The organism is Anaerotruncus sp. AF02-27, from assembly GCF_003465835.1.
Taxonomy (GTDB): Bacteria; Bacillota; Clostridia; order Oscillospirales; family Ruminococcaceae; genus Anaerotruncus; species Anaerotruncus rubiinfantis.
Genome location: NZ_QSBX01000002.1, coordinates 214,831 through 240,543, shown reverse-complemented (window position 1 = coordinate 240,543; position 25,713 = coordinate 214,831). Strand labels below are relative to the sequence as shown.

General features: G+C 54.1%; 24 protein-coding genes. 14 read left to right on the top strand and 10 right to left on the bottom strand.

Features of this window, described 5'->3' with window-relative positions:
• The first annotated feature begins 38 nt into the window (after positions 1 to 38).
• The 4 genes from DWV16_RS03240 (at position 39) to DWV16_RS18815 (ending at position 6,125) form a co-directional block, all read left to right on the top strand.
• Positions 39 to 518 (top strand): response regulator, encoded by a 480-nt coding sequence (locus DWV16_RS03240; RefSeq protein ID WP_066459255.1) that lies wholly within the window; start codon positions 39 to 41, stop codon positions 516 to 518.
• The gene (locus DWV16_RS19510) at positions 515 to 4,684 is read left to right on the top strand and encodes an InlB B-repeat-containing protein (protein WP_243007266.1); all 4,170 of its coding nucleotides are present in this window, start codon (positions 515 to 517) and stop codon (positions 4,682 to 4,684) included. The genes DWV16_RS03240 and DWV16_RS19510 overlap by 4 nt, the downstream gene beginning before the upstream one ends.
• A gap of 163 nt (positions 4,685 to 4,847) precedes the next feature.
• The gene (locus DWV16_RS03230; RefSeq protein ID WP_147349419.1) at positions 4,848 to 5,789 is read left to right on the top strand and encodes a class B sortase; all 942 of its coding nucleotides are present in this window, start codon (positions 4,848 to 4,850) and stop codon (positions 5,787 to 5,789) included.
• Positions 5,790 to 5,843: 54 nt separating this feature from the next.
• Positions 5,844 to 6,125, top strand: coding sequence for a hypothetical protein (locus tag DWV16_RS18815; protein WP_147349418.1), 282 nt, complete (start codon positions 5,844 to 5,846; stop codon positions 6,123 to 6,125).
• Between the two features lie 115 nt (positions 6,126 to 6,240).
• Here the strand turns inward: DWV16_RS18815 and DWV16_RS03220 are convergent, their stop codons facing one another.
• On the bottom strand, positions 6,241 to 7,530 hold the full coding sequence (locus tag DWV16_RS03220) for a dicarboxylate/amino acid:cation symporter (RefSeq protein ID WP_243007265.1): 1,290 nt from the start codon (positions 7,528 to 7,530) through the stop codon (positions 6,241 to 6,243).
• Positions 7,531 to 7,544: 14 nt separating this feature from the next.
• Positions 7,545 to 8,420: a dTDP-4-dehydrorhamnose reductase gene (rfbD, locus tag DWV16_RS03215; RefSeq protein WP_207734357.1), complete on the bottom strand. Its 876-nt coding sequence runs from the start codon at positions 8,418 to 8,420 to the stop codon at positions 7,545 to 7,547.
• Positions 8,421 to 8,747: 327 nt separating this feature from the next.
• Between rfbD and DWV16_RS03210 the strand changes: the two genes are divergently transcribed.
• The 3 genes from DWV16_RS03210 to DWV16_RS03200 all read left to right on the top strand — a co-directional run bounded on the left by DWV16_RS03210 (position 8,748) and on the right by DWV16_RS03200 (position 11,263).
• The gene (locus DWV16_RS03210; RefSeq protein ID WP_147349417.1) at positions 8,748 to 9,536 is read left to right on the top strand and encodes a hypothetical protein; all 789 of its coding nucleotides are present in this window, start codon (positions 8,748 to 8,750) and stop codon (positions 9,534 to 9,536) included.
• Positions 9,537 to 9,749: 213 nt separating this feature from the next.
• Entirely contained in the window at positions 9,750 to 10,838 is a 1,089-nt protein-coding gene (gene mnmA / locus DWV16_RS03205; RefSeq protein ID WP_255420044.1) for a tRNA 2-thiouridine(34) synthase MnmA, read from the top strand.
• Positions 10,835 to 11,263 (top strand): EamA family transporter, encoded by a 429-nt coding sequence (locus DWV16_RS03200; protein WP_066459267.1) that lies wholly within the window; start codon positions 10,835 to 10,837, stop codon positions 11,261 to 11,263. Before mnmA ends, DWV16_RS03200 begins: the two co-directional genes overlap by 4 nt.
• Positions 11,264 to 11,338: 75 nt before the next feature.
• Here the strand turns inward: DWV16_RS03200 and DWV16_RS03195 are convergent, their stop codons facing one another.
• The 4 genes from DWV16_RS03195 to DWV16_RS03180 are packed head-to-tail and all read right to left on the bottom strand — an operon-like array spanning position 11,339 to position 13,932.
• The gene (locus DWV16_RS03195) at positions 11,339 to 11,860 is read right to left on the bottom strand and encodes a hypothetical protein (protein WP_118477765.1); all 522 of its coding nucleotides are present in this window, start codon (positions 11,858 to 11,860) and stop codon (positions 11,339 to 11,341) included.
• Between the two features lie 19 nt (positions 11,861 to 11,879).
• Positions 11,880 to 12,416: a hypothetical protein gene (locus DWV16_RS03190; protein WP_066459271.1), complete on the bottom strand. Its 537-nt coding sequence runs from the start codon at positions 12,414 to 12,416 to the stop codon at positions 11,880 to 11,882.
• Between the two features lie 26 nt (positions 12,417 to 12,442).
• On the bottom strand, positions 12,443 to 13,057 hold the full coding sequence (locus DWV16_RS03185) for a DnaJ domain-containing protein (protein WP_066459273.1): 615 nt from the start codon (positions 13,055 to 13,057) through the stop codon (positions 12,443 to 12,445).
• The gene (locus tag DWV16_RS03180) at positions 13,057 to 13,932 is read right to left on the bottom strand and encodes a DUF5685 family protein (protein WP_118477764.1); all 876 of its coding nucleotides are present in this window, start codon (positions 13,930 to 13,932) and stop codon (positions 13,057 to 13,059) included. Before DWV16_RS03180 ends, DWV16_RS03185 begins: the two co-directional genes overlap by 1 nt.
• A gap of 282 nt (positions 13,933 to 14,214) precedes the next feature.
• Between DWV16_RS03180 and DWV16_RS03175 the strand changes: the two genes are divergently transcribed.
• The 7 genes from DWV16_RS03175 (at position 14,215) to DWV16_RS03145 (ending at position 21,102) form a co-directional block, all read left to right on the top strand.
• Entirely contained in the window at positions 14,215 to 15,507 is a 1,293-nt protein-coding gene (locus DWV16_RS03175) for a phenylacetate--CoA ligase family protein (RefSeq protein ID WP_066459277.1), read from the top strand.
• 37 nt (positions 15,508 to 15,544) lie between these two features.
• The gene (gene iorA, locus DWV16_RS03170) at positions 15,545 to 17,290 is read left to right on the top strand and encodes an indolepyruvate ferredoxin oxidoreductase subunit alpha (RefSeq protein ID WP_187116734.1); all 1,746 of its coding nucleotides are present in this window, start codon (positions 15,545 to 15,547) and stop codon (positions 17,288 to 17,290) included.
• Positions 17,290 to 17,871, top strand: a complete 582-nt coding sequence (locus tag DWV16_RS03165; RefSeq protein WP_066459279.1) for an indolepyruvate oxidoreductase subunit beta — start codon at positions 17,290 to 17,292, stop codon at positions 17,869 to 17,871. The genes iorA and DWV16_RS03165 overlap by 1 nt, the downstream gene beginning before the upstream one ends.
• A 55-nt stretch (positions 17,872 to 17,926) precedes the next feature.
• Complete coding sequence (locus DWV16_RS03160; RefSeq protein ID WP_118477763.1) at positions 17,927 to 19,231, top strand: phenylacetate--CoA ligase family protein; 1,305 nt, start codon at positions 17,927 to 17,929, stop codon at positions 19,229 to 19,231.
• Positions 19,232 to 19,328: 97 nt separating this feature from the next.
• On the top strand, positions 19,329 to 19,760 hold the full coding sequence (locus tag DWV16_RS03155) for an ACT domain-containing protein (RefSeq protein ID WP_066459282.1): 432 nt from the start codon (positions 19,329 to 19,331) through the stop codon (positions 19,758 to 19,760).
• A 23-nt stretch (positions 19,761 to 19,783) separates the two neighbouring features.
• Entirely contained in the window at positions 19,784 to 20,263 is a 480-nt protein-coding gene (locus tag DWV16_RS03150) for a YbaK/EbsC family protein (RefSeq protein WP_066459284.1), read from the top strand.
• Between the two features lie 20 nt (positions 20,264 to 20,283).
• Positions 20,284 to 21,102: an aldo/keto reductase gene (locus DWV16_RS03145; protein ID WP_118477762.1), complete on the top strand. Its 819-nt coding sequence runs from the start codon at positions 20,284 to 20,286 to the stop codon at positions 21,100 to 21,102.
• A 20-nt stretch (positions 21,103 to 21,122) separates the two neighbouring features.
• Here DWV16_RS03145 and DWV16_RS03140 read toward each other — a convergent pair whose 3' ends face one another.
• The 4 genes from DWV16_RS03140 to DWV16_RS03125 form a co-directional block, all read right to left on the bottom strand.
• A complete protein-coding gene (locus DWV16_RS03140) occupies positions 21,123 to 21,968 on the bottom strand; it encodes a metallophosphoesterase (protein ID WP_118477761.1) in 846 nt (281 codons plus the stop codon).
• A gap of 12 nt (positions 21,969 to 21,980) precedes the next feature.
• The gene (locus tag DWV16_RS03135; RefSeq protein ID WP_118477760.1) at positions 21,981 to 22,316 is read right to left on the bottom strand and encodes a PqqD family protein; all 336 of its coding nucleotides are present in this window, start codon (positions 22,314 to 22,316) and stop codon (positions 21,981 to 21,983) included.
• Between the two features lie 57 nt (positions 22,317 to 22,373).
• On the bottom strand, positions 22,374 to 24,260 hold the full coding sequence (locus DWV16_RS03130; protein WP_341423468.1) for an OPT family oligopeptide transporter: 1,887 nt from the start codon (positions 24,258 to 24,260) through the stop codon (positions 22,374 to 22,376).
• A gap of 133 nt (positions 24,261 to 24,393) precedes the next feature.
• Positions 24,394 to 25,662, bottom strand: coding sequence for a Sapep family Mn(2+)-dependent dipeptidase (locus tag DWV16_RS03125; protein WP_118477831.1), 1,269 nt, complete (start codon positions 25,660 to 25,662; stop codon positions 24,394 to 24,396).
• Between the last annotated feature and the right edge of the window lie 51 nt (positions 25,663 to 25,713).

The following is a 25,713-nucleotide window of genomic DNA, read 5'->3' as shown; positions in this document are numbered from 1 at the left end:
ACTATCAATATTTGCTCTATGGGAAGGGGTGAAATTTTTTGATTATTCTTGCTGTTGATGCTGATCATGGAGCGCTGGAACAGCTCGAAGACAGTCTAAAAAGTGTGTTTACCACGGTGGAAGTCCAAACTTTCGATAATGCTCTGAACTCCTTCCGGTATTATCTCAGCCAAAAAGAAGAAGTTGCCGCCATCTTCTTTCCGCTGGCCATTAAGCCGTTCGATGGCTTTAAGTATTCCGAGCTGGTGATGCAATCTTCCTCGTCAGTTAAAATCGTTTTCACCACCCAGACAGACAGTGAGGAAATCAGAGAGCTGATTCGGCTCAATGGCGGCAATCGACATATGGTAAAGCCTGTCACGCCAGACAAAATTCAAATGATGGCAATACAAGAGCAGGAAATTTGTCTTGATGAGTCAGTCGAAGATGCCGATGGAAAATGTCAACGCTGCATTTACCACTGGTGCAAAAACTGGAAGAAAAATAAGAGTATCTTTGGCGAGGAGATAAGGATATGATGAAAAAGTTTTTAAGTAGTACACTTACACTTTGTATGATGTTGAGCTTGCTGCCTGCGGCGGCATTTGCGCAGGAGACGCAAATGGACAGCGGCGTACCTGCCAAGGCCTGTATATGTGAAAATAAGTGTATCGAAGAAAATGTGAAAAGCGAGTGTTTGGTTTGTTCAGAAAGTTATGCTGCGTGCACAATGCAGGCGCCCCCTGAAGCAGAGGATGGCGGACAACAGGCCGCATCAGACACGCAGACATCGGAAACGCAGGAATCTGTTTGTAGCTGTGAAAGAAAATGCAGCGATGAAAGCGTGAACAGCGCATGCGCGGTTTGCGCAGAAGGCTATGCTGCCTGCACAGCGCAGTCATCCTCTGAAGCAGAGGGTGGCGGACAGCAGGCCGCATCTGACCCACAGACACCGGAAACGCAGGAACCTGTTTGTAGCTGTGAAAGAAAATGCAGCGCTGAAAACATAAACAGTGACTGCGAAATCTGCAAGGACAGTTTTGATCAGTGTGAATTTATAGGAGAAATCCCCGTGGAAGAAACTTCCTATGAAAAAGCTGTGCGGCTGTTCCAAGCACTGCCAAGCGCGGACAGCATTGCTGTGGACATGACCGATGAGGAAAAAGATAAAATTCTGTCATTGGGGCAAGCGGCAATGGACGCCTATGAGAATCTCACTTTGGCCGAGCAGGAACTATTTGACACAGAGCATGGGAATTTGCTTTTGGCGGCGATGGCTCTGAATGATGTATTGACAGACCGTACAGCGGAGACTTTGGAGGCTGGCAGCGTAACGCTCTATGTTAACAGTGCTGCCCAAGACGATAGCGCCGCGCGTACCGAGGGAGCGGAGTATAAAACGCTTGGCGGCGCGATTGACAAGGCGGTGTCTGGAGACGCCATCGTTTTCCGCTCAGATAGCGCTGCAAGCAGCGTTTTTATAGAGACCAATCTGACCATCGATTTTAACGGTTATGTCCTCACCTTGAGCAGTAGCTCATACGGAATCGACGTCTCCGGCACAGCCAACCTCACCTTGAAGGACAGCTCCGGCGATAACAGCGGTGGCGCTACTCACACCAGAACATCAACGGAATGTATCCTGGTGGAAGACTCGGCAAATGTCACCATCGAGGGCGGCTCTTATACATCGCAGTACGGTTATTGTGTGGAGGCAGTCGGCACCGGACAGGTGGTAATAAACGGCGGCTCTTTTGCGGCAGTGACTTCCTGCGTATATAATGATAGCCGCAGCGCAAGAATTTTTCTGAATAACGGCACGTTTTCCGGGAACATCAATGGCGCCAGCGGCGGCGTCTTGCTGACGCCGGAGGTATTTGACCAGGTCTACACCCGAAATAGATTGTATAACAATATTTATATCCATTTTCCAAGCGGACAGCATAAACTGCAAAAAGACCTTGACCTTCGCGACTGGCAGCTGCGTATTCTGGAGGGTGAGGATACCACCATCGACCTGAATGGTTTTAACATTACGGGAAAGGGTATGATGGAAGCTCCCACAGAGGGCGGCACTGTTTCAACGGGCGGCGTTCAGAATCTCGCCTGCTTGATTCAGATACATGAATCCGGAAAGCTGACCCTTGAAAACACCGGCGCTTGCAATGCTTCCCGCGGAAGAATTTATAACACAAACGATAAACTGCGGTATACCATAAAAAACTACGGCGAGCTGGTTTTAAACGGTAATCTGAGAATCGAGGCCGAGCTTAATGCGCTTGTTACCACCCCATACGTATTTTCTGGAGCCATATATATGGAATCCGACTTTGGCGCCGCTGACCCGCAGGTAACGCTGACCGTCAATGAGGGCGTTGAGATAACCGCTAAAAAGGCGGGGACTGCAAATTCCGAATATCCGTGCGCTATACTTTCCTACTCGTCACAGAGAGTGGATACCGGCGATCAGGATAAAATCGACATCACTATCAACGGCGGCAGCTTTTGCGGCGATTATTGCGCCATGCAGCTGTGCGGAAAGCTGACCATCAACGGCGGAACCTTCGCAAATTCTCAGGACAGCGCCGCCGAGGTCTTTTACATCGGCTCTCCTGACGCCAATCTCACCGGGATATCCAATGCGAGCTTTGTTGGAAAAAATAAAGGAATGTACATCGGCAAGACGGCGTTCCATGGCAATATCGTCACGCTGCATAATACAACGATCAGCAACATCGGAGGCGCCCCGGTCGCCCATGCCGTGGCACAGCAGGGGGAAGGCAAAAATGTGGTCGTGACGGGGAAAGACACCTTTTGGGTGGCCGATGAGCTGACATTTACCAACAATTATTGCAAGGGAACGATTCAAATTCAATCCGGCATTTTCAGCGTTGACCCGGCGGACTATGTGCCGGATTCCAATAGCGACAGCATCAAGGATTACGCTGTTTTGGATTACAGTAACGACACCGTTTCCCAATATTTTCTGGTTGCCCCCTGGACAAGGGTGGGCGCGGACAATGTTGTCAGCCTTTACTATGCGGCAGGCGCGACCGCCGCCTCCGACCATGTAAGTATCCTGGCCCTGGACGACATCGAGAGCATTATCTCCGATTCCACACGGGTGCAGTCAAGGCACTTTACCCTGTCCGCTTACGAAGATGGCTTTACGGAGATTCCAGGCCTTAGTGTGACCGGGTTCCAAAACGGAAACCGGCTTACCGTGCAAAAAACCAAGGATTGCGCCGCATCGGAGGCCTATGTATGGTACGGCGGCAGGAGTATAGGGAAAATTATCATAGAGGACAAAAATAAACCGGCCTTTGACGTCGGCGGCGAAATCACTGGTGCGGGCGAGAAACCCACAGCCTATCTGATTCGGGACGGCGTGAAATACTATGCCGTCGTGACCGGCGAGGCGGATCCTTATGAATATATCGTGAAGAACGTTCCGGCTGGAATCTATAATCTGGTGGTTTCCTCCAAGTCTGGAGAGCATACCATCACGACCACCGTAATGGTGGATATTGTCGACCATTCCATTGCACAGAACGTGCGTCTGCCGGGCGGCATATACAACAGCGTCGTGACCACCAAGGGTGAAAAAACACCAAACGTGGAGGCCGGCGGCCTGGATGACATTGCCAAGACCATTGGCGCACCCAGCGCAAATACCCATGTTCTGATAGAATTGAAGGTGGAGGAAAACGAAAGCTCCACCCACGCCAGGGAAGTAAAAACCGCCATCTCTGACGACGGCATGGTCAAGGGCATTGTCATGGACACGGATATTTTTAAAACTATAAACAACGGGCAAGAGGAAAAAATCACGGTAATAGACGAAAGCAAGCACGGCGTTTCTCTTATCACAGTGGTGTTCCATTTGCCGGAGGATTTGCGGGGGAAAGACAGCTACGCCATATTCCGTTATCACGGGACGCAGGTAGATAAGATTATGGAGGTTCCCAACGAAAACGGCGAGTATATGACGGTCAACCCTGAAAAGGACACCATTACGGCATATTTGAGTAAATTCTCTACCTACTCTATTGCGTACACCCAAAAATATACGGTCATATTTAACGCCAACGGCGGCAGCGTGACCGTTTCCAGCGCCGAGACCAATGCCGCGCATAAGCTAGATATTCTGCCCACTCCAACCAGAAGTGGTAGCTACCGTTTTGATGGCTGGTACACCGAAGCAAAAGGCGGCACAGAAGTCACCGCCAATACAGTATTTGTAAGCGACAGTACAATCTATGCTCATTGGACTTACACCGGCGGCAGCGGTGGTGGCAGCGGCAGCGGTGGTGGCAGCGGCAGCGGTGGTGGCAGCGGCAGCGACAGCGGTGGCGGCAGCTATCATTACTACACCATCACAGCAACGGCAGGCACAGGCGGTAGCATCAGCGCCGGAAAATATGTTTCTGTACGTGAGGGAGACAGTGCAGGCTTCACCATTACGCCAGACAAAGGCTATGTCATTGCCGATATTAAGGTGGATGGCAAAAGTGTGGGTGCGATTTCAAAGTACACCTTTACCAATGTGAGAGCAAACCACACCATTGAGGCGACCTTTAAGGCTTCCGTCAGTCATAGCAATCCGCAGACCGGCGTGGAGCTGAACGTCACCGATCATTTTGCGGCCACAACACAGGGGCATTTGACACAGATAACAACACGACCCGTGACGAGGACATCGTGATTCTCTCCTGCTTGCTGACCGAGCAGATGAATATGAATACGACATATGCTTTCTCTTTGCTCGAGCCGAGGTGGTGACTGTTGCCCACGATTATACTTCCGATGCAGCCGGCGAAATTTGGACAGCTCTGCAATAAACTGTGTGATAGAAAAATCCGCATAAGGTGAAATCGTTCAAACTGGCGGCGGTGAGCAAATTGCTTGCCGCCGCCTTTTATCAACCTCATTCGGTGACTGCCAGTGTCACAGAAAGAAAAATAATGAAACAGCTTTATAAAATAATAACCGTTCTGCTTTGTATTCTGCTTTTTGCATCCTGTCATGGCAATACGGCGGATGTGAGCCAAGGTAAAACAGACGATCCCCAAATCAGTGTCGGTGAAAACAGCAGCCAAACCGAATCGTCTGCAAAGGAGCGGACTGTCAATGGTGAAGCAGAAAAAGAGCCTGTCTTGCACAAAAGATTTACACAGCTTGCATCTGCCAAAGAAGACAACTCCGACACAGTAGCTTGGCTGCGTATTCCCAGTACAGATATTGACAATCCTGTCATGCAGACTGCCAACAATGAGGACTATCTAAAGAAAAATGAAAATGGCAGGTACGATATATGGGGCTGCTACTTTGCCGATTATTACAGTGTTTTGATAGACCGTAGCAGCCTAAAACAAAATACTGTGATTTACGGACACTCCGAAAGTACCGAAAAAACCGATGGTAAGCGATTTACTCAGCTCTTTAAATATTTGGACATTGATTTCCTGAGGGAAAACCCCAATATTTATTTGACGATTGGTGAAGAAACCTTAATGTTTGAGGTGTTTGCCGTATTCTTCACAGATACGAATTTTTACTATATCGACCCAAATCCCTCGGACCAAGGCTTTGAAAATTTTAAAAAAACAATAGCGGAAAAGAACGAGTTTTTCTTTTACAGTAATTTGAGCGAGCAAGACAAGCTGCTTACCCTCTCCGCCTGTGCCTATCGGTACGACACAGAGAAAACAGGCGATCACAGACTTGTGGTAATGGCAAAGCTGATGCCGGAGGGCGCAGTTCCGCAAGCCGTGGCCGTTACTGCGAACCCGAATCCGCAAAGACCGTAAAAATTAGTAGCTGCCATTCATTGCAGGCAGCGTGTCATTGGATAAATTCAACACTTGGGTGGCGCACTGCCTCTACGGGGATGTTTGAATTCCCCATCATATTTGATTTTTCCAAAACAGCAGGGTAAATTCCTGCAAGGTATTGAACTTTTCAGCGGTTCTTTTGGTTCCCTCAAGCATAGCCATCGCACTGCATCGCAGAACATTTGGATTCATTGCCGTGATATCGGGATACTGAACGATGTAAATGCAGAATTTGACATCACACCAATTGAGGATATCTACGGTAATGACTTCGAAATAGTGTACGCAGAGCAACTTCCACAAGCGATTTAGGATGCAGCAAAAGGTGAACAGCTGAAACGGTCCGTCTTTTGTCCCGCATCTTAGGGTGGTTCACAAAGTATCTTTTTGAAGCTCGCTTAATGGTTCGGTAGTTTTTCGCTTTTTCTTATCTTCCTGTATCGGAATGTTCTGTCATGCGTCGGAACCGCTCCCGATCGACCGCTCTTTCCTGGGAAGCGACAATGGTGGTGCAGACCGCGTCGCCGGTTACGTTTACGGCGGTACGGGCCATATCAAGCAGCCGGTCGACTCCCATGATGAAGCCGATTCCTTCGACCGGCAGGCCGATCGAGGCAAACACCATCGAAAGGGTGATCAGCCCCACCCCGGGCACGCCTGCTGTGCCGATGGAAGCAAGCGTCGCGGCCGCAATGACCGTGAGATAGTCGGTGACAGCGAGCGGGATGCCGTAGGCCTGTGCGACAAAGACAACAGCCACCCCCTGCATAATGGCGGTTCCATCCATGTTGATCGTTGCGCCGAGCGGGATGGTAAAGGAGGATATTTTTTTGGCCACGCCCAATTTTTTGGTGAGCGTGTCGATCGAAAGCGGAATGGAAGCGTTGGAGGTGGCGGTCGAAAAGGCAAAGCCCATAACCGGGAAAAACTTGCGCAGAAAGGCGACAGGACTCAGTCCGGTGAGGCCCTTGAGCATTGCCATATAGACCAGAAAGCACTGCGCGGCCAACGCGAGAAGTACCGCGAACATATATTTTAACATTGCGCCGAGCGCGGAAAAACCGATGCCGGCAAAGGTTTTGGCAATCAGGCAGAAAACCCCGGCAGGTGCAAACCGCATAACCATCAGGGTCATTTCCATCATAATGTCGTTGCACTGGCTGAAAAAATTAGATACGCCTTCAGCGCGTTCGCCAAGTTTGGCGAGAATGACGCCGACAATGAGCGCGAAGAGGATGATCTGGAGCATTTCTCCCTTGGCCAATGCTTCGATGGGATTTTTCGGGATAATACCAAGCAGCGTGTCGGTGAGGCTGACCGTTTCGACCGGCGCGATTTCGACCGGCTGGAGTTCGGCCAGGTTCAGCCCCAGACCCGGATTGATCATCCGTCCAATCCCGATGGCGAGCGAAATGGCAACCGCGGTGGTAAGAAGGTAGAGCAGAAGAATTTTCCCCCCGATCTTGCCGAGCTTTTTGGTGTCGCCCACCGCCATGCTGCCGCAGACCAGCGAACAGAATACAAGCGGGACCACGAGCATCTGCATGGCGCGCAAAAAGCCGTTCCCAACGACATTGAGCACTCCGCCGACAAGAATCTGGTCCCGCAGTTCCCCTGCGGGCATGAATTCGTGCAGCAGGACGCCTGCCAGAGCGCCAAGCAGCAGACCTATGAAGATTTGTGCTGTCAGGGGGAAATTTTTCATTTTTTGATCCATGGATAGGTTCTCCTTCATCGTCCGCGGGGCAGGCGTTCCAAGGGCATTTCCTGTAAATATTCCCGAAGAGCGCTTTGCCAGTCTGCCATCCGGTGAAGCCCCGAAATACGCAGCATAAAGTTATCGAGCGCCGTATAGGCAGGCCGGAAAATGTGTTCCGACAGTTCGTGCGCCGCTGGGACCAGAAGGAGATCCTGTCCGGAAAGGCGCAGGATCTCCTTTGCGAACGCGAGACGGGTACAGGAGCCCTCACAAGCGGCATGATAGGTTCCGTATTCAGAGGTGTCCATCAGCCGGACAACCGCCCGGGCGAGCTCCTTTGCGCTGGTGGGGCAGCCGGTTTGATCATCTGCAACGGCGACAGGCTGACCCAATGGCACCTGCTGCAGAAGCCAGGTAACAAAGCTGTGTTCGTTTGCCCCATATACCCATCCGCTGCGGATGACGATATGCTTGGGTGCAAGCTCCCGCACAAAGTTTTCCCCCGCGAGCTTGGAGCGGCCATAGACGGTTATGGGGCAGGGGATGTCAAATTCGGTATAGGGCTGGTCCGCACCGTTTCCAAATACATCGTCAGTCGAAAGATGGATCAGCCGCGCGCCGATCTTGCGTGCGGCGATTGCGACGTTTCGCGCGCCCAGCGCATTCACCCGGAAGGCGCGTTCCGGGTCCTGCTCGCAGGCGGCGGTATCGGTCATGCCTGCGCAGTGGATAATGCGGTCTGGATGATTTCGGTCGGCAAATCCGAGCACGTCTTCCACATTGGTGACATCGACATCGTCGCAATCGGTGTCGAGCAGTTCAAATTCCCGCTGGTTGAGCATTCGGTTGAGCTCACTGCCGAGGCGTCCTTCGGCGCCTGTGATCCAGACCTTGGAGATAATTGACATATGGATGGGCTCCTCTGCGTGGATTTCATTCTTGTATGATGGGCCGGATTATGGTACAATAGCCGCAGAGCGGCTGTTATACGGGGGCTTATGGCCAGGCAGATACGCCGGCGTTGCCGGCTGCCTGCCCGATGGCCCATTATCCCACCGCGCGCTTTGCGCTTGTGGTATAATAAACACAATAGCAAGCGGCGCAAGCCGCTTGCCTCCCGCGTAAAGCGCGGATACGCCGCCGCGGTGATTTATTCACCGGGATCGCAGAAGGTGCCATTTTGGCGCTCTGCGGCTATGATACCGGCCTTATCAGTATGAACCGAAAGTGGGGAAATGATCCGCATGGTTTGCAAAAACTGTCAGAACAACGTCAAAAGTGATTTCAAATACTGCCCATATTGCGGTGCGCGGATCATCAGCGACTTTCAGGATCACTATGAAAACCTGACCCCGCCGCCGGTGCTCGCGGACGAAGCGGAGGATGCACAGGATCCGGCCGCGGCATTCTATGCCGCAGCGCAGGAAGAAAGCGAACCGGAATTTAGCCCGGAGGATGATCCGGAATATTATGAAGGCTATCCGATTTATGAGTATGAGCCGCCGCACAGCGGCAACCGGCCGGAGGAGGAAAAGCTGGAACCGCCGGCCGCGCCAAAAGCGCCTGAATCAGACGGGCCCGCGCCGTATTTTGTCTACTATCCGGACGAGCCGGTTCAGCCGTTTGCGGCTCCGCAGCCCATGGAGCAGGGGCCGTCCGCGCATTTTGCACAGGATGTCCCGCGGATTGATGACGAGTCCTCCCGCAGTGCCGCGCCGCCGCGCGATGGGGCGTTTGAGCGCGCTTATGAAGACCCATACCCGCCCGTACCGCAATATGACGAACCGCCGGTTTTGTCGCGTTATGACGACAGCTTTGACACGGGAACGCAGGTATTTTCGACGATCCCGCGTATCGACGACGCGGACGACCTGATTGCTTCCGCCGCATATGTTCCGCCGTCTCCGGAAAAGCCGGAAAATTCCGGCCCAGGGATTGGGCTCAAGCTGCTGGTGGTGGTATTGGTGGTTGCGGCGGCGGTTATAACAGGTTATTTTGGCTATCAGTGGTTTCTTGCACCGTGAAACATCGAAAAATACGTCTGATCCGCGCCGGAAAGAAAGTTTACACGATGTAAATTCTGTCGAAACCTATTGCAAATTGACAATACAGAGTGTATAATATAAATGAACCACATATGACCAACTGGAGATTCGGAGGGGGGCTTCCGCAGGGAGGCAGCCGAAACGCATGACTTCATATGTGTGTAAAAGGAACAGGCGGAAACCGTGTAATCAATGCGGGTTTCCGCCTGTTGCGTTTTGCTGGTCAGGGAGGGAATTATGAAGAAGAAAAAGGTTTTGGTCGCAATGAGCGGCGGCGTGGACAGCTCGGTTGCCGCGCTGCTTTTGCAGCGGCAGGGATACGAGGTCGGCGGTGCCACTTTTGAACTTTTCGACGGCTGCAATGAGGATAACGCCGGGGACGCGAAACGGGTCTGCGAAAAGCTTGGAATCCCGCATTATCTGTTCAATTACCGGGAAATTTTTGCAAAGCGGGTGCTCGATTACTTTGTCGAAACCTATGCCGCCGGCGCGACGCCAAATCCCTGCATCGCCTGCAACCGGAACATCAAGTTCGGAAAATTCCTGGAGGACGCGGACCGGCTCGGCTACGAATATATCTCGACCGGCCATTATGCCAGCGTGCGTTTTGACGCCCAAAGCGGTCTTTATCAGCTTTGGCGCAGCGCACAGGAGCGCAAAGATCAGTCTTATGTGCTCTATCATCTGACACAGGCGCAGCTCTCACGGCTGATCCTGCCGATTGAAAGTTATACGAAAGATGAGGTGCGCGCGATCGCGGCGGCTGCGGGGCTTCCGGTGGCGTCGAAATCGGACAGCCAGGATATCTGCTTTGTGCCGGATGGGGATTATGTTTCCTTCATTGAACGGTATACGGGCAACGCGTGCGTACCAGGGGACTATTTAGATGAAACCGGGAAGGTGATCGGCCGTCACAAGGGCGTGCTGCATTATACCATCGGCCAGCGCAAAGGCCTGGGTGTGAGCTTCGGAAGGCATCGGTTCGTGAGCAGGCTCGATCCAAAATTCAATACAGTCACCCTTTCGGATGAAAGCGCGGTCTTTTCAGACACACTCCTGGCGGGAGATCTGCGGATGATCGCGCCGGATGGCGCGGGCGCGCCGTTTGCGGCGCAGGCAAAAATCCGCTATGCCCATAAACCGGCGCCCGCAGAGGTTTACCCGCTTGAAGATGGCCGGGTTCAGGTGCGGTTTGAAGCGCCGCAGCGCGCGGCCACAAAAGGGCAGGCCGTCGTCTTTTATGACGGGAACCGGGTGCTGGGAGGTGCGACCATCGTATGAGCTATCTGATTCCGATTGTGATGATTGTGGCGTCAAACGTCTTTTATAACCTGTTCACCAAGGGAATGCCGGAAGCCGCAAACCCATTCGCGGCATTGGTTGTGACCTATTTGAGCGCCGCGGCACTTTCGTTTTTGCTGCTGCTGATGGATGTGCGGGGCAAAAGCGATGTGCTCACATCCTTCGGCGCGGTCAACTGGGTGAGCATCGGATTGGGGGTTGCGATCTTCTGGCTGGAGCTTGGGTACATTTTGGCGTTTCGCGCCGGATGGAACATCAGCACCTGCTCGCTGGTCGCGAACATCGCGCTGGCAGTGATCCTGTTGTTTATCGGGATGCTGTTCTTTCAGGAGAAACTCACCGGAAATCAGTTTATTGGAATTGCGCTGTGCCTTGTGGGGCTCTTTTTTATCAACCGCCACTGAAAAACGTGTGGTGTGGCTGGGCCGCGTATTGGCGTGGATACGAAAAAATGGACCGCTGCATGCGCAGCGGTCCATTTATTTAATTATGAGGTTCAACCGGCATTCAAATGCTTCCACGAGGTCAAGTGTTTTCGGGTCGACCGCGTTGATATACGCGGTGGCGGGATAGCCGCCGCTCTCCAGCGGCTTTTGCAGATCGATCTTTTCTATGTACTGGTTGGGTGCCAAAAACTGCGACTGGTAGAGAACATCACCGTTTTCGTCCGCGATTTCGAGCACCATGAGGTAATTGTTGAAGGCGGGATTCTGTACCAGGATGTTGCCTCCGGTGCCATCTGAAGCAAACGACGGGTTTAAATTGATCCGGTAGCCGAACTGGTCTGGGCCGGGGGATTTCTCATTGCGCGGCGTGCCGGGCATCCGGCCGGTCTGAGCCGCCGGGTCAAGTCCTTCCACACGGAAGGCGGGTTTAACCGTGTCGTCTCCACCGAGATTTCCCATGGCAAGATAGGCGGCGACCGCGACCAGCACGACGCAGAGGAAGGAAAGGAGGATCACAACAACCGGATTGGTTCGGGATTTTTGGCGAAGGCTCATGAAAGGCACTCCTTTCGGGTCAGGTAATTTTGCGCAGGATTTTGGGACGGAACCACGCGCGATAGATGTGCAGAACCTGCGTCAGGAGAAAATCGTACATCACAAAGGTAAAGTTGACCATCCCCATTGCGATATAAGCGGTAAATTTGCCAAAATCGCCCCATCCTTCGAGCAGATCGGGCAAGCCGAGGATGTAAAGGGAGACATAATAGAACGCGACGACCATGCCGTTGACCAGTATGAGCTTGACAAGCCAGGCAAAGACCGCCGGCAAACGCTCAATGATCGGCTTGAGGATGGGGTAGTAACCGAGCAGCATGATAAAAAGGGTCTTAGCTTCCGGATCAGGCACAATGAACATCGACATCACCGAAACCGCCACATAAACCATCAGAGCCGTTTTTTTGCCGTTTTCCTCAGCCACCGCGATAAGGACGATGCCCGCGAAAGCGGGGAAGGCATATGAAGAAAACGGGATCAGCCCGGTCATAAACATCATTAACAGGCACAATGCGGCGGATAAACCGCCGATGGCGACCTGTGTGCTTTTTTTCATAATATCATCCTATTTGTTCATTCGGCTCAGAAGCAGCCGGTGCCGCAGTCCATACAGCAGTTGGCGCAGTACATTGCGGCGCAGATGTCGCAGCAGCTGCAGCCCCCGACCTGGTTGGCCTGGTAGGGCCCGCCGCCATACTGCGGCCGGCCGGTCTGGCGCTGCCAGACGAGCTGGTTGTAGGCCGCGGCATATTCCTGGTTCTGGGGGTTCATGGTGCAGGCTTTCTGGAAGGACTGAAGCGCGTCATCGAGCCATCCGCGCGAATAGTAGATGCTCCCTTTGAGAAAATACCATTCAGCGTCGCGGCTGCCGGCGGACACGCCGTCGAGAAGCTCCTGCGCTTCGGCAAGCCGCCCGGCATTGATCATCCGGCGGATGTCCGAGAACTGCGAAGTGCCGCTGTAGTAAGATCCGCCCGAACCATAACCGCCCTGCGGCTGGCCGCCGCCCCGGCGCTGGTTCACAATGGTGTCGTAAGCCTGGTTGATTTCCTGCATCTTCTCCTCAGCCAGGTCGGAAAGGGGATTGCCCGCGTAATTATCCGGATGGTATTTCTTCGCAAGCTCCCGGTATGCGGCTTTCACCTGTTCATCGGTGGCGTTCGGGGATACGCCCAAAACCTTATATGGATCTGTCATCAGTGTTCAGTCTCCTTTTTTGGCAGAAGAATTCTTAGGACGGTATCATGAAGGCCGAGCTGGATCACGTTGTCCAGGATCGGTTTATAGCGATGAAGTTCCAAAAGCTCATAGGCTTTGATCAGTTCCCCGATGGTGAGGAAAAGCGAACCTTTTGCGTTTTCCCGCACCCGGGCGAGATCTTCCGGGTCAGCCCGGGTGATCTTGTCGCGCAGCAGGAAGGCGTTGTAGCTGTGATTTTTGAGATCCTCCTCGAGGTCATCGAGCGCGTCGCAGAGATAGACATACCGCCCGAGCAGATAGCCGAACCGTTCCAGCACCCTGCGCTGGTTTTCGTCGCGGGCAAGCAGCCCACAGATGCCGGAAAGCGCGAGGGCGGTCGGTTCACTGGCCTGATCCACGCTTTCACAGTTTTCTGCTTCGATGGCGCTCTGGCGGCTGATCGTTTCGTAAATCACCTGGGCCGCCTGCGGATATTGGTCAGCAGCCTTTTTATAGGCATGGCGCGCGAATGGCAAAAACAGAAACGACAGAACCTTCGAGCCGAAACCGGCGTCATTGAGATTATCGAGCGCCTTGTAGTAAAACATGATCATCGCAACGCCGGAAGAAAAGGAAAGCTCGCGGCAGTCGCCGCAGCACGGCATCTTTTTGAGGGGATTTAAAAGACAGCGTTTGCGGGCAAAGTCCTGCTCCTCTTGCGAAAGAGACATGTCCAACAGCGCGAGAAAGGTGAAGTCATAGCTCAGGGTAAAGCGCGAAAAGGGGCCGTATTGCTTCCCGAGCTGTTTGCAAAGCCCGCAATAGACCGCCTTATAGAGTTCATATTCACAGACCCGCAGCTGCGGCTTGCACGGCTTTATATAACCAAACATAGTTTGCTCCATTATTGCGCGTTCACGCCGGGAAATCAACAATATTTAACTTTATTAGTTTACACGAAAAGGGTGTCAATTTGTTTAATAATTTATGAATTCGTATGATTAATCGGAAAAATAGCCCTTCAAAAGCGCAAAATGTCCCCACAAGGGTTGATTTTAGCAGGTTTTCGCGGTATGATGAGAAGAACGGATTTAGCGAATAAATGCGTTGAAGCGCGGCAGTGCCTGTGCGCGGTAAAATGGACCCTTAACAAATGAAACGGAGTGAACGAATCCATGATTTTCAACAAAGAAGCGGAAACAATGTCTCGCAGCGGCATCGAAGCGCTCCAGCTCGAGCGCCTGAAGCGTCTTGTCCGATACTGCTATGACAATGTGAAGCTTTATCACGACCGGTTCGACGCGATCGGGCTGGATCCCGATAAATTCCGAACTCTCTCCGATATCCAGTATATCCCGCCGACAACCAAGGCCGACCTGCGCGACACTTATCCGTTCGGAATGTTTGCCGTTCCCAAAAAGGAGGTTGTACGCATCCATGCCTCCTCCGGCACTACCGGCAACCCGACCGTCGTCGGCTACACAAGGAATGACCTCGAAATGTGGAGCGAAATCATGGCGCGCATTATCGCCGCGGCCAACGTAACCGATGAGGATATTGCCCAGATCTGTTTCGGCTACGGCCTGTTTACCGGCGCGCTTGGCCTGCATTACGGACTCGAGAAGATTGGAGCAGCGGTTGTGCCGTCTTCCTCCGGCAACTCGGAAAAGCAGATCAAGCTGATGAAGGATTTTGGCACCACTACCCTGATCGCTACCCCCAGTTATGCGCTTTATCTTGGGGAGCTTGCGCATGAGATGGGCTATCAGCTTTCGGACTTCAAACTGCGTATCGGGCTTTTCGGCTCGGAGGGCTGCACCCCTGAAATGCGCGCCAAGATCGAAAAGAAGCTCGGGCTTTTCGCCACTGACAACTACGGTATGAGCGAGCTGGTCGGGCCGGGGGTCTCAGGCGAATGTGAATATCGCGACGGTTTACATATCAATGAGGATCATTTCCTGACCGAAGTGGTCGATCCCGAAACGCTTGAAGCAAAGGCGGAAGGGGAGGTCGGCGAGCTGGTCATCACGACCCTCACCAAGGAAGCGCTGCCGCTGCTGCGCTACCGTACCCGTGACCTTTCACGCGTCGTTTATACGCCCTGCAAATGCGGGCGGACCACCGCGCGCATGGATAAGGTCATGGGCCGCAGTGACGACATGCTCAAAATCAAGGGCGTCAATGTGTTCCCGTCCCAGATTGAAAGCGTGCTGATGCCGATTGCGCAGATCAGCCCGCATTACATGCTCTATGTCCGGCACGAAGGCTATACCGACACACTCGAAGTCAAGGTCGAGCTGATCGACGGCAGCCTGCTCGAACGGTATTCCGATCTGGAGAAGCTCACCCAGGATATCCGCCACAAGCTGCGCACGGTGCTCGGCATCGATGCGAAGGTCACGCTCGTTGAACCCAAGACGATTGAACGCTTCGCAGGCAAGGCAAAACGCGTGGTGGACCTCAGATAGTTTTTTGCAGAATTGAAGATAGAAAGGTAGAAAGAGTTTGAAACAGTTGATGTTGGGCAACCAGGCGGTTGCCAGAGGGCTTTACGAAGCCGGATGCAGGGTCGTTTCGAGTTATCCGGGCACCCCGTCCACCGAAATCAGCGAATTTGTCAGTACCTATGAAGAGGTTTACGCCGAATGGGCTCCGAACGAGAAGGTAGCCTGCGAGGTCGCGCTCGGCGCGTCGTTCGGCGGCGCGCGTTCCTTCTGCGCCATGAAGCATGTGGGACTTAACGTCGCGGCCGACCCGCTGTTCACCGCGTCGTATACCGGCGTGAACGGCGGCTTTATCATCGGCGTGGCTGATGACCAGGGGATGCACTCCTCCCAAAACGAGCAGGATTCCCGCCACTATGCGGTGTCCGCCAAACTGCCGCTGGTCGAACCCGCCGATTCGCAGGAGTGTGTCGATTATGTGAAGGCAGCGTATGAAATTTCCGAAACGTACGACACGCCGGTCATCTTCCGCACCTGCACCCGTGTCGCGCATTCCCAAAGCATTGTGGAGCTTTCCGAGCGTATGGAGCGGCCGCTCAAAACCTATGAAAAGAACCCGAAAAAATATGTCATGATGCCTGGCAACGCGATTGGACGGCATGTATTTGTGGAAGAACGGATGCGCAGGCTCGCGGAATTCGCCGAAACCACGCCGCTCAACCGGGTGGAAATGAACGATCCGAAAATCGGCATCGTCACCGCCGGCATCTGCTACCAGTATGTGAAAGAGGCCTTTCCGGATGCGAGCATTCTGAAGCTCGGACTGATTAATCCCTTGCCGGTAAAGTTGATCGCGGATTTTGCCGCGAAAGTTGAGAAACTCTATGTTGTGGAAGAACTCGACCCGGTCATCGAAACCCACCTGCGCGTACATAACATCCCGGTAGCGGGCGGCAAGGAACTCACCGGACTGCTCGGCGAACTTTCCCAGCGCAAGGTTGCGGCGGCGTTCGGCAAGGCGGTTCCCGCGCCGGAAGGTTTTGGCGAGCCGGTGCCGGTGCGCCCTCCGGTGCTCTGCCCGGGCTGCCCGCACAGAGGGCTCTTCTATACGCTTGGCAAGCTGAAGGTGATGGTCAGCGGTGACATCGGCTGCTACACGCTTGGCGCAATGCCGCCGCTCGGCGCGATGGACACCACCATATGCATGGGTGCTTCGATCTCCGGCCTGCACGGCTTCAATACCGCGCGCGGCGGTGATTCCGCGAAAAAATCGGTCGCGGTCATCGGTGACAGCACCTTTATGCATTCCGGAATCACCGGGCTCATCGATATCACCTATAACCGCGGCAATTCGACCGTGATCGTGCTCGACAATTCGATCACCGGCATGACCGGACATCAGCAGAACCCGACCACCGGGCTCACACTCAAAAACCAGCCGACCCCGCAGGTTTCGATTGAGAAGATCTGCGAGGCGGCGGGTGTTAAGCGCATCCGTGTTGTCGATCCAAACGAGCTTCAGGAGCTCGAAGCGGTCATCAAAGAGGAACTTGCGGCCGACGAGCCCTCGGTCATCATCGCCCGGAGGCCATGCGCACTCTTAAAATACGTTAAGCATAACCCGCCGCTTGCGATCGACCAGGACAAATGCAAAAACTGCAAAATGTGCATGAAGATCGGATGCCCGGCTATCAGCGCCACCAGCGGCAAGGTCGTCATTGACGATACACTTTGCGTCGGCTGCGACCTTTGTAAAAAGATGTGCGGCTTCGGCGCGATTAAATCTACCGCGGAGGTGGCGAAATAATGTCGAATGTAAAAAGTATTATGATTGTCGGCGTCGGTGGGCAGGGTTCACTGCTCGCCAGTAAGCTCATGGGCAATGTGCTCATGGCGCAGGGCTTTGATGTGAAGGTTTCCGAGGTGCACGGTATGGCTCAGCGCGGCGGTTCGGTTGTCACCTATGTCAAATATGGAGACAAGGTCTATTCGCCGGTCATTGCGGAAGGCGAAGCGGACGTCATTGTTTCGTTCGAGAAGCTTGAAGCCGCCCGCTGGCTGCCCTTCCTCAAGGAAGGCGGCAAACTGATCGTCAACGACCAGGAAATTGACCCGATGCCGGTCATAACCGGTGTGATGCCTTATCCCACAGAAATCTTTGAGAAGCTCACGGCAAAAGGGGTGCAGCTCGTGGCGCTCGACGCTTTGAAGCTCGCGCATGAAGCGGGCAGCGCCAAAGCGGTCAATGTCGTGCTGATCGGCGTGCTCTCGTCAATGCTGGACTTCTCGGATGAAGTCTGGCAGCGGACGATCGAAAAGACCGTCCCGGCAAAGTTCCTTGAACTCAATAAAAAGGCGTTTGCGCTTGGCCGCAGTTACAAAGGTTAAATTTTTACGGCAGCAGGCCGTTTTAGAAGACTAGAAACGAAAGGACGAAACATAAGTGGCAAACTATTACCAGCCCGAGATCGAATGCGCTTCCCGGGAACAGATCAAAGCCTGGCAGGATGAAAGACTGGTGGAAACGGTCAAACACGTTTACAATAATGTGCCGTACTACCGCAAGAAGATGCAGGAAAAAGGCTTAACGCCGGACGACGTGAAATCCACGGCGGACCTGCATAAGCTGCCGTTCCTCACAAAAGCCGATTTGCGCGATGCGTATCCATATGGGCTGCTGGCGGTTCCGCTCGAAGAGGCGGTGCGCATCCAATCCACCAGCGGCACCACCGGAAAACGCGTGGTCGCATTCTATACGCAGGACGACATCGAACTTTGGGAGGACTGCTGCGCGCGCGCGATCGTTGCGGCCGGCGGCACCAACAAGGACGTCTGTCAGGTCTGCTATGGATATGGACTTTTCACAGGCGGGCCGGGCCTCAACGGCGGTTCCCACAAAGTTGGCTGCCTTACCTTGCCGATGTCCTCGGGCAATACCGACCGGCAGATCCAGTTCATCCAGGACCTGCATTCCACCATTCTCTGCTGCACGCCGTCCTATGCGGCTTACATCGCGGAAACCTTCCAGGACAAGGGCATCCCGCCGGAGGAGATCAGCCTCAAGGCAGGTATTTTCGGCGCGGAAGCCTGGACCGAGGAGATGCGTCACGATATCGAGCAGAAGCTCGGCATCAAGGCTTACGACATCTATGGACTCACCGAGCTTTCCGGGCCGGGCGTTTCATTTGAATGCTCCGAGCAGACCGGCATGCACATCAACGAGGATCACTTCATCGCGGAAATCATCGACCCGGTCACCGGGGAGGTGCTCCCGGACGGCGAGAAGGGCGAATTGGTTTTCACCAGCATCACCAAAAAGGCCTTCCCAATGATCCGTTACCGTACCCGCGACATCTGCGTGCTGAATCACAAAGAGTGCTCCTGCGGGCGCACCCATGTCAAGATGTCCAAACCCATGGGCCGCAGCGACGACATGCTGATTATTCGCGGTGTCAATGTGTTCCCGTCCCAGATCGAGACGGTGCTCTTAAACCACGGCTATCCCGCGAACTATCAGATCTTGGTTGACCGTGTGCGCAACAGCGATACGCTCGACGTCAATGTCGAGATGACCCAGGAAATGTTCAACGATACGGTGAAAGGGATCGCTTCGCGCGAGCGCGAGCTGGTGGAAAGCCTCAAATCGATGCTGGGCATCCATGCCAACGTTCATCTTGTCTCCCCCAAAACGATCGAGCGCAGCGAAGGAAAAGCAAAACGCGTTATCGACAAACGGCATCTCGTGTGATATAATTACAATAAAGAAGGGGAATTTTCCCTTTCTTTTGGTCAGTATCATCATGAAACCAAATTTTAGCCAGTTAGGGCAGATTGGATGTTGAGATATGGCAAAGCCAGTGAAACAGTTATCGATCTTTGTGGAGAACCAGCCCGGAAGAACGGCGGAGATTTGCAATATCCTTGCCGAGCATGATATTGACATCCGTGCGCTTTCGCTTGCCGATACCACCAATTTTGGCATCATGCGGCTGATTGTCAACCACCCTTCCCGCGCGGAGTCCGTGCTCAAGGAGCAGGGATATACCGTTTCCCAGACCAACGTCATCGCGGTGGGCATTGACGACAAGCCCGGCGGTCTGGCAATCGCGCTCAATGTACTGCGGGACGCGGACATTGCCGTCGAGTATATCTACGCATTTGTTTCCCGCTCGGAAAAAACGGCGTTTGTCATCCTTCGTGTGGAGGACAATGCGGTTGCAATTGAGGCGCTGCAGGCAAAAGGTGTGCGGATCCTCGCGGGCGAAGAGATCTACTGATTCCCAGAAGGAGAAGTTAAAAAGTGTCTATCGAAAAGGTAAAAGCTTATTTTGCCACGGTCGGCCGGGAAGGGGATGTTTTGGAATTCCCGGTTTCCAGTGCAACAGTGGAATTGGCGGCGCAGGCCGCAGGCGTCATCCCGGCTCGGATTGCCAAAACCCTGTCCTTTAAGCGGCATGAGGATGGCTGCATCCTCATTGTCATGGCCGGAGATGCGCGCATCGATAACAGCAAGTTCAAACAGGAATTTTCGATCAAGGCAAAGATGCTTTCCCCGGATGAGGTGATCGCTTATACAGGATGTTCGGTGGGTGGTGTCTGTCCGTTTGCCATTGAGAACGAAGGTGTGGAGGTTTACCTCGACATTTCTCTCAAACGGTTTGATACGGTTTTCCCATCCGCAGGCAGCAGCAATTCCGCAATTGAGCTTTCCTGCGAGGAGCTGTTCGAGTATTCCAAGGCGCTCAAGTGGATTGACGTCTGCAAAGATTGGCAGGAATAAAGCGGGGGAGATGAAGCAGAATGCAGGAAGTTTCACTGAATAATGGCGTGAAAATCCCACAGTTCGGTCTGGGCGTTTTTAAGACGCCGGAAGGCGAACAAACGGTCAGCGCGGTGAAATGGGCTTTGGAAGCCGGTTATCGCCATATTGACACCGCAAAGGTCTATGGAAATGAGAAAGGTGTCGGCCTGGGAATCCAGGAGAGCAAAGTCCCCCGGGAAGAGATCTTCCTCACGACTAAGCTTTGGAACGATGATATCCGCGCGGGGCGCACCCGGGAAGCGTTTGCAGAAAGCCTCGCGGCGTTACAGACCGACTATGTGGATCTGTATCTGATCCACTGGCCTGCGGACGGTTATGAAAGGGCCTGGGCGGTTATGGAGGAGCTTTATCAGGAAGGCAAGATCAAAGCTATCGGCGTGAGCAATTTCCAGAAACGGCATTTGGAATGCCTGGAGAAAACCGCGAAGATCGCGCCCGCCGTCAACCAGATTGAGGCGCATCCGTATTTCAGCAACCAGGAGCTGATCGATTACTGCAAAGCCAGAAGGATCGTGGTGGAGGCTTACCGCCCGCTCGGCGGAACCGGGGGAAATCTGCTGGAGGATGAAACGCTGCGTGCGCTCGCCCAAAAGTATGAAAGGACGCCGGCGCAGATCGCTTTGCGCTGGGCGATTCAGCGCGATACCGTCGTGCTGGCCAAATCGACCCACCAGGAGCGGATCGTCTCAAACATGAAGATTTTCGATTTCGTGCTTTCGGATACCGATATGGAGACCATTGACGGTCTCAACCGCAACACCCGCCTGGGTTCGGACCCGGACAATTTCAATTTCTGAAAAATAAAAAGAACAGCCGCTCAGCGGCTGTTCTTTTTATTTTTGTCCGTTTTTTCCAGCGTCACAATTACCAGCTCCGGCCGGTTGAAAATTCGCAGCGGAAAAAGGCTGTTGCCCAGACCACGGCTCACCACAATCTGGGAGCCGGCTTTTTGGTGCAGGCCGCTGGTGAGCGGCGGGAAAAAACCCTGGGGCGGGGCGAGAATCCCGCCGATTCCCGGCAGGCGGATCTGCCCGCCGTGCGCATGCCCGGAGAAGATAAGATCCACCTTTTCGGCCGCATAGAGACTGAAAAGGTCAGGACGGTGGGCAAGTAGGACCCGAAAGCCGTCATATCGGCAACATAGATTGGAAAGGATCGGCGGAACGGCATCGCGGATGGCTTTGCGCAACGCGGTACGGTCCATCAGGCCGATGAGCGAAATGGCGCCGTCCGCATGGGAAAAGCTTGTCCCGCAGTCGTCAAGATTTTGGATGCCGAGCTCCTCCATCCTGCGCTTCAGCAATTCGTAGAGCGCGGGCCTGCGCTGTTCGTGGTTCCCACAGACATATACAACCGGCGCGATTTTGCGGGCGCCGGCCAGAAATTCAAAGGCAGGGGACATCCTGCGGGCAGCGGTGCGGCGCTTGTCGATGAGGTCGCCGGTGACGACGATGAGGCCGGGATCGGCCTCGCTAAGCTTTTGGAGCAGGCGTTTTTGTCCTTTACCAAAGCGTTTGTTGTGCAGGTCGGAAATCTGCGCGATCCGGAACTGATCAAATCCGTCTGGAACTTTAGGACTCTGGACCGGAATTTTGGTGATGGCGATGGCGTTGTCCTGCCACCAGAGGAAGGCCCCGGCGGCCAGAAGGATCATCCATTGCATAAAGGTTTCTCCTTATTTCCAGGTGATGAAGCGATTCTGCCTGAGGGTGATAAAAAAGGTGGAAAGACGTTCAAAAAGCGGCTCGGCGGCTTTCCCAAACTGTTTTTGTACGAGCAGCCCGATTTCATAGACCGTGCGCTGCCCGTCGATCTGCAGCCAGATAAAGGAGCCGAATTTGTCGAGACTGATCAGGCTTTGCGTGGGCTTATGAAACAGAAGTTGCGCAAGCCTGTCAAAAAAACCGGTGTGAGGGACGGTGACCGTGACCAGTCCATTCTCCTGCTGCTGAAAGGAAAAGGCGCGGATCGGGATAAAATCCAGAAGGTTCTGCTGTGCTTTTTTTGCCATAAAGGCCTCCGGTCTGAATTGGGCGCAGAACCGGCCGGTCCTGCGCCCGCATATTCTTTACTTTACAATTTTATCCTTTTTCCAGGCCGTACTCCGCAGAAGCGCCAGAATCAGCAGCGCAAAGAAACAAAGGCTTCCAATACTGCCCAGGGTGAACCGGTCGGAGATATCGAGGAAAGCGGCAAATGTGGATGCGGCCCCGTCCACTGTCATCGGGATGATGGCGCAGATTGCAAGCAACACCCCCAAAAGTCCTTCCCCGGCGATCATACCGGATGTATAGAGGATGCCGTTGTCAATCGCCGTCTTGCGGGTTTCCTCCTGCCGCAGCCGGCGGCGCTCCAGCCACAGGCGAACAAGGCCGCCGATCATGATCGGCATGGACAGGTAAATCGGCAGATAAAGACCGACCGCAAACGGCAGAACAGGAATTCCCAGCAAGGCTACTACAATGGTGATCCCAATTCCGGCGAAGATGAGCGACCATGGAAGGTTTCCATTCATGACACCTTCGACCAGCATTTTCATAAGCATCGCCTGCGGAGCTGGCAGGTCAACCTTGCCGAAACCGCCCCAGGCGGCATTGAGCAAGTATAACACGCTGCCAATGGTGAGCGCGGACACCAGCACCCCGATGAGCTCGCCTATCTGCTGCTTGCGCGGGGTTGCGCCGAGGATATAACCGGTTTTGAGGTCCTGCGAAGTATCGCCGGCGATTGCCACAATGATGCAGATGACCGAGGAGATTTCGATCGCTCCAACCATTCCGCTCGGCCCGGTATCCCCAAAGACTTTGAGCAGCAGCGCTGAGAACAGAAGCGTCACCAAGCCGATCCCGGAAATCGGGTTATTGGACGAACCGATCAAGCCGACCAGCCGGGAGGAAACCGCCGCAGAGAAAAATCCGAAAACAACGATAATCAGCGAACCGACCAATGTGACCGGAACCGCGGGTGAAATCCATACAACCATAATGGTGACGATGATCCCCACAACACAGTAGCGCATCGGCAGGTCGTCGTCGGTACGCAGGCCGCTTTGCTGCTCGCCATAACCGAAATAACCTTTGATCGCGCGGGCAAAGGTGCGCAGCAGCAGGGGTGCGAGTTTGAGCAATGTGATGATTCCGGCGGTAGCGATGGCAGCCGCGCCAATATAACGAATATAATTTTCCCATATATTGGTGGCGGACATGTCCGCAATCGACATGCTGGCCGGGAAAATGACCGTATCCCCGCCGAACAGCGAGATGAGCGGCATAATGATGAGCCAGCTGAGTATGCCGCCCGAAAATATGTAGGAGGAAACCTTCGGGCCGCAGATATAACCAACGCCAAGCAGCGCGGGCATCACGTCGACGCCGACGGCAGCGCCTTTATATCGGACGGTGCTTTCAAAATAGACGCGGCTCGGGAAGATATTGAGTCCATCGGCAAACAGCTTGTAAAGCGCGCCGATCCCCATGCCGGCAAAAACAGTGGAGGCTTTCGATCCGCCTTCCTCGCCAGCGAGCAGCACTTCGGAGCAGGCGGTGCCTTCCGGGTAAGGGAGCACGCCATGGTCGCGTACGATGAGCGCGCGACGCAGCGGGATCATGAACAGCACGCCCAGCACACCGCCGGAAAGCGCGATCAGAAAAATACCGATCTGGGATGGCCCCACATCATAGCCCCATTCGTTCATCCACATGAACAGGGCGGGGAGGGTGAAGATCGCGCCCGCCGCGACTGATTCGCCAGCCGAGCCGATCGTCTGAACCATGTTATTCTCAAGGATCGAGTCCTTTTTCATGATGCCCCGCAGTACGCCCATCGAGATGACCGCTGCGGGGATCGAAGCGGCGACGGTGATGCCGACACGCAGGCCGAGATAGGCATTCGCGGCGCCGAACACGACAGCGAGCAGGCAGCCAAGCAGCACCGATGTGAAGGTAAACTCGGGCATGACCTTCTCGGCCGGGACAAAAGGTTTGAATTCGTTTTCATTTTTCAGGAAAATCAGTTTTCCCTGGTTTTCATTCTTCAACGGGTACACATCCTCATAATTACGATATCGCGCCGGAAAACGGCGCAGGGCGCTATTGCGCCAGAGCGATCACGGCATTCGCCATGATCGTAAGATTTTTCTGCATCGAAGAGAGTTTCCATCGCTCGTTGGTCTGGTGGTAGGTGATCTCGTCGCCGGGCAGAAGAGCGCCGAACGAAACCGCATTCGGGAAGGCACGCGCATAGGTTCCGCCGCCGGTCATCGCGGGCGGATCGTCATAACCGGTGCAGGCGTGATAGACCTCCTGCAATTTTTGCACGAGGTCGGAATCCCGCTTTACATAAAGCGGTGGGGTGCAGCTCGTTTCCTCTACAGAGAATCCGAGCGGCGCAACCGCTCTGGCGATCGCTTCCAGTACCCGTTCGGTTCCCACCGTGACCGGTACGCGGATGTCGCAGGAAAGCTCGGCGGAGGTTTCGTCAACCTTTGCAATCGATGGGTTGATGGTGAGCCTGCCGGAAGCTTCGTCCTCAAAATCGATGCCGAGCGAACCGGCGTCCGCCATTGCACAAAGATCGATAAACGGATGTTTGACCCCGTTTTCAGAAAGATTTCTACAAAGCTTTAAGAGCGCGTTGTCACCTTTATGGGGTTCCATCGCATGGGCGGCCCTGCCTTCCGCGGTGTAGAGGACGCCGTCCGTGCGCGCCGAAGCGAACGCGGGCACGACGTTGATCGCCTTTCCACAGGACAAAGTAAGCGGCGTGATCCCCGCGCCGAGTGTGCGGAAGATCCGCACGCGCAGAATTCCTTTCTCCGCGTAAGTGGTCGGATAGGCTGCGTCGGGCGTAAAGGCGCAAGCCGGGATTTCTTCGGTCTGCTTATAGCGCTCCATACAGCGCCATGCGCCGCCTTCTTCGTCGCCGCCAAGGATGAGTCGGACACGTTTTGTGAGCTTTATGCCGCTGTCCGCGACCGCTTTCATTGCGTAGAGCGCGAGCAGAGCCGGGCCTTTGTCGTCGCTCACGCCGCGGCCGTAGATGCAGCCGTCAATGAGCGTGGCGCCGAATGGTTCGGCTGCCCAGCCGTCATCGACCGAGACGGTGTCGAGATGCGCGAGAATGCCGGCCATTTCGTCCCCTTCACCCATCTCAATCCAGCAGCAGTAGCCATCAACATTTTTGGTCCTGAAACCAAAACGGGTTCCGATTGCCATCATATAATCGATGGCGCGGGAAACCCCTTCGCCGAGCGGCGCAAAAGGGGAAACCGGGCCGCAGTCGCCGTTGACGCTCCTGATCCGCAGAAGGCCCGCCAGATCCTGCAGAAAAGCCTGTTCGTCAAGTGTGAATTGCTTCATGATTTTGCTCCCTTTTTCGATGTTCGCTTTGTTTAGAGACAATAAAGTTCC

Coding starts and splice junctions, on each gene's coding strand:
- DWV16_RS03220 (WP_243007265.1), bottom strand. CDS start 7,530: ATGGATCAAAAAATGAAAAATTTCCCCCTGACAGCACAAATCTTCATA.
- DWV16_RS03175 (WP_066459277.1), top strand. CDS start 14,215: ATGATTTTCAACAAAGAAGCGGAAACAATGTCTCGCAGCGGCATCGAA.
- rfbD (WP_207734357.1), bottom strand. CDS start 8,420: ATGTCAATTATCTCCAAGGTCTGGATCACAGGCGCCGAAGGACGCCTC.
- DWV16_RS03165 (WP_066459279.1), top strand. CDS start 17,290: ATGTCGAATGTAAAAAGTATTATGATTGTCGGCGTCGGTGGGCAGGGT.
- DWV16_RS03145 (WP_118477762.1), top strand. CDS start 20,284: ATGCAGGAAGTTTCACTGAATAATGGCGTGAAAATCCCACAGTTCGGT.
- DWV16_RS03185 (WP_066459273.1), bottom strand. CDS start 13,057: ATGACAGATCCATATAAGGTTTTGGGCGTATCCCCGAACGCCACCGAT.
- DWV16_RS19510 (WP_243007266.1), top strand. CDS start 515: ATGATGAAAAAGTTTTTAAGTAGTACACTTACACTTTGTATGATGTTG.
- DWV16_RS03195 (WP_118477765.1), bottom strand. CDS start 11,860: ATGAGCCTTCGCCAAAAATCCCGAACCAATCCGGTTGTTGTGATCCTC.
- DWV16_RS03190 (WP_066459271.1), bottom strand. CDS start 12,416: ATGAAAAAAAGCACACAGGTCGCCATCGGCGGTTTATCCGCCGCATTG.
- DWV16_RS03130 (WP_341423468.1), bottom strand. CDS start 24,260: ATGCCCGAGTTTACCTTCACATCGGTGCTGCTTGGCTGCCTGCTCGCT.
- DWV16_RS03155 (WP_066459282.1), top strand. CDS start 19,329: ATGGCAAAGCCAGTGAAACAGTTATCGATCTTTGTGGAGAACCAGCCC.
- DWV16_RS03135 (WP_118477760.1), bottom strand. CDS start 22,316: ATGGCAAAAAAAGCACAGCAGAACCTTCTGGATTTTATCCCGATCCGC.
- mnmA (WP_255420044.1), top strand. CDS start 9,750: ATGCGGGTTTCCGCCTGTTGCGTTTTGCTGGTCAGGGAGGGAATTATG.
- DWV16_RS03140 (WP_118477761.1), bottom strand. CDS start 21,968: ATGCAATGGATGATCCTTCTGGCCGCCGGGGCCTTCCTCTGGTGGCAG.
- DWV16_RS03180 (WP_118477764.1), bottom strand. CDS start 13,932: ATGTTTGGTTATATAAAGCCGTGCAAGCCGCAGCTGCGGGTCTGTGAA.
- DWV16_RS03200 (WP_066459267.1), top strand. CDS start 10,835: ATGAGCTATCTGATTCCGATTGTGATGATTGTGGCGTCAAACGTCTTT.
- DWV16_RS03210 (WP_147349417.1), top strand. CDS start 8,748: ATGATCCGCATGGTTTGCAAAAACTGTCAGAACAACGTCAAAAGTGAT.
- DWV16_RS03125 (WP_118477831.1), bottom strand. CDS start 25,662: ATGAAGCAATTCACACTTGACGAACAGGCTTTTCTGCAGGATCTGGCG.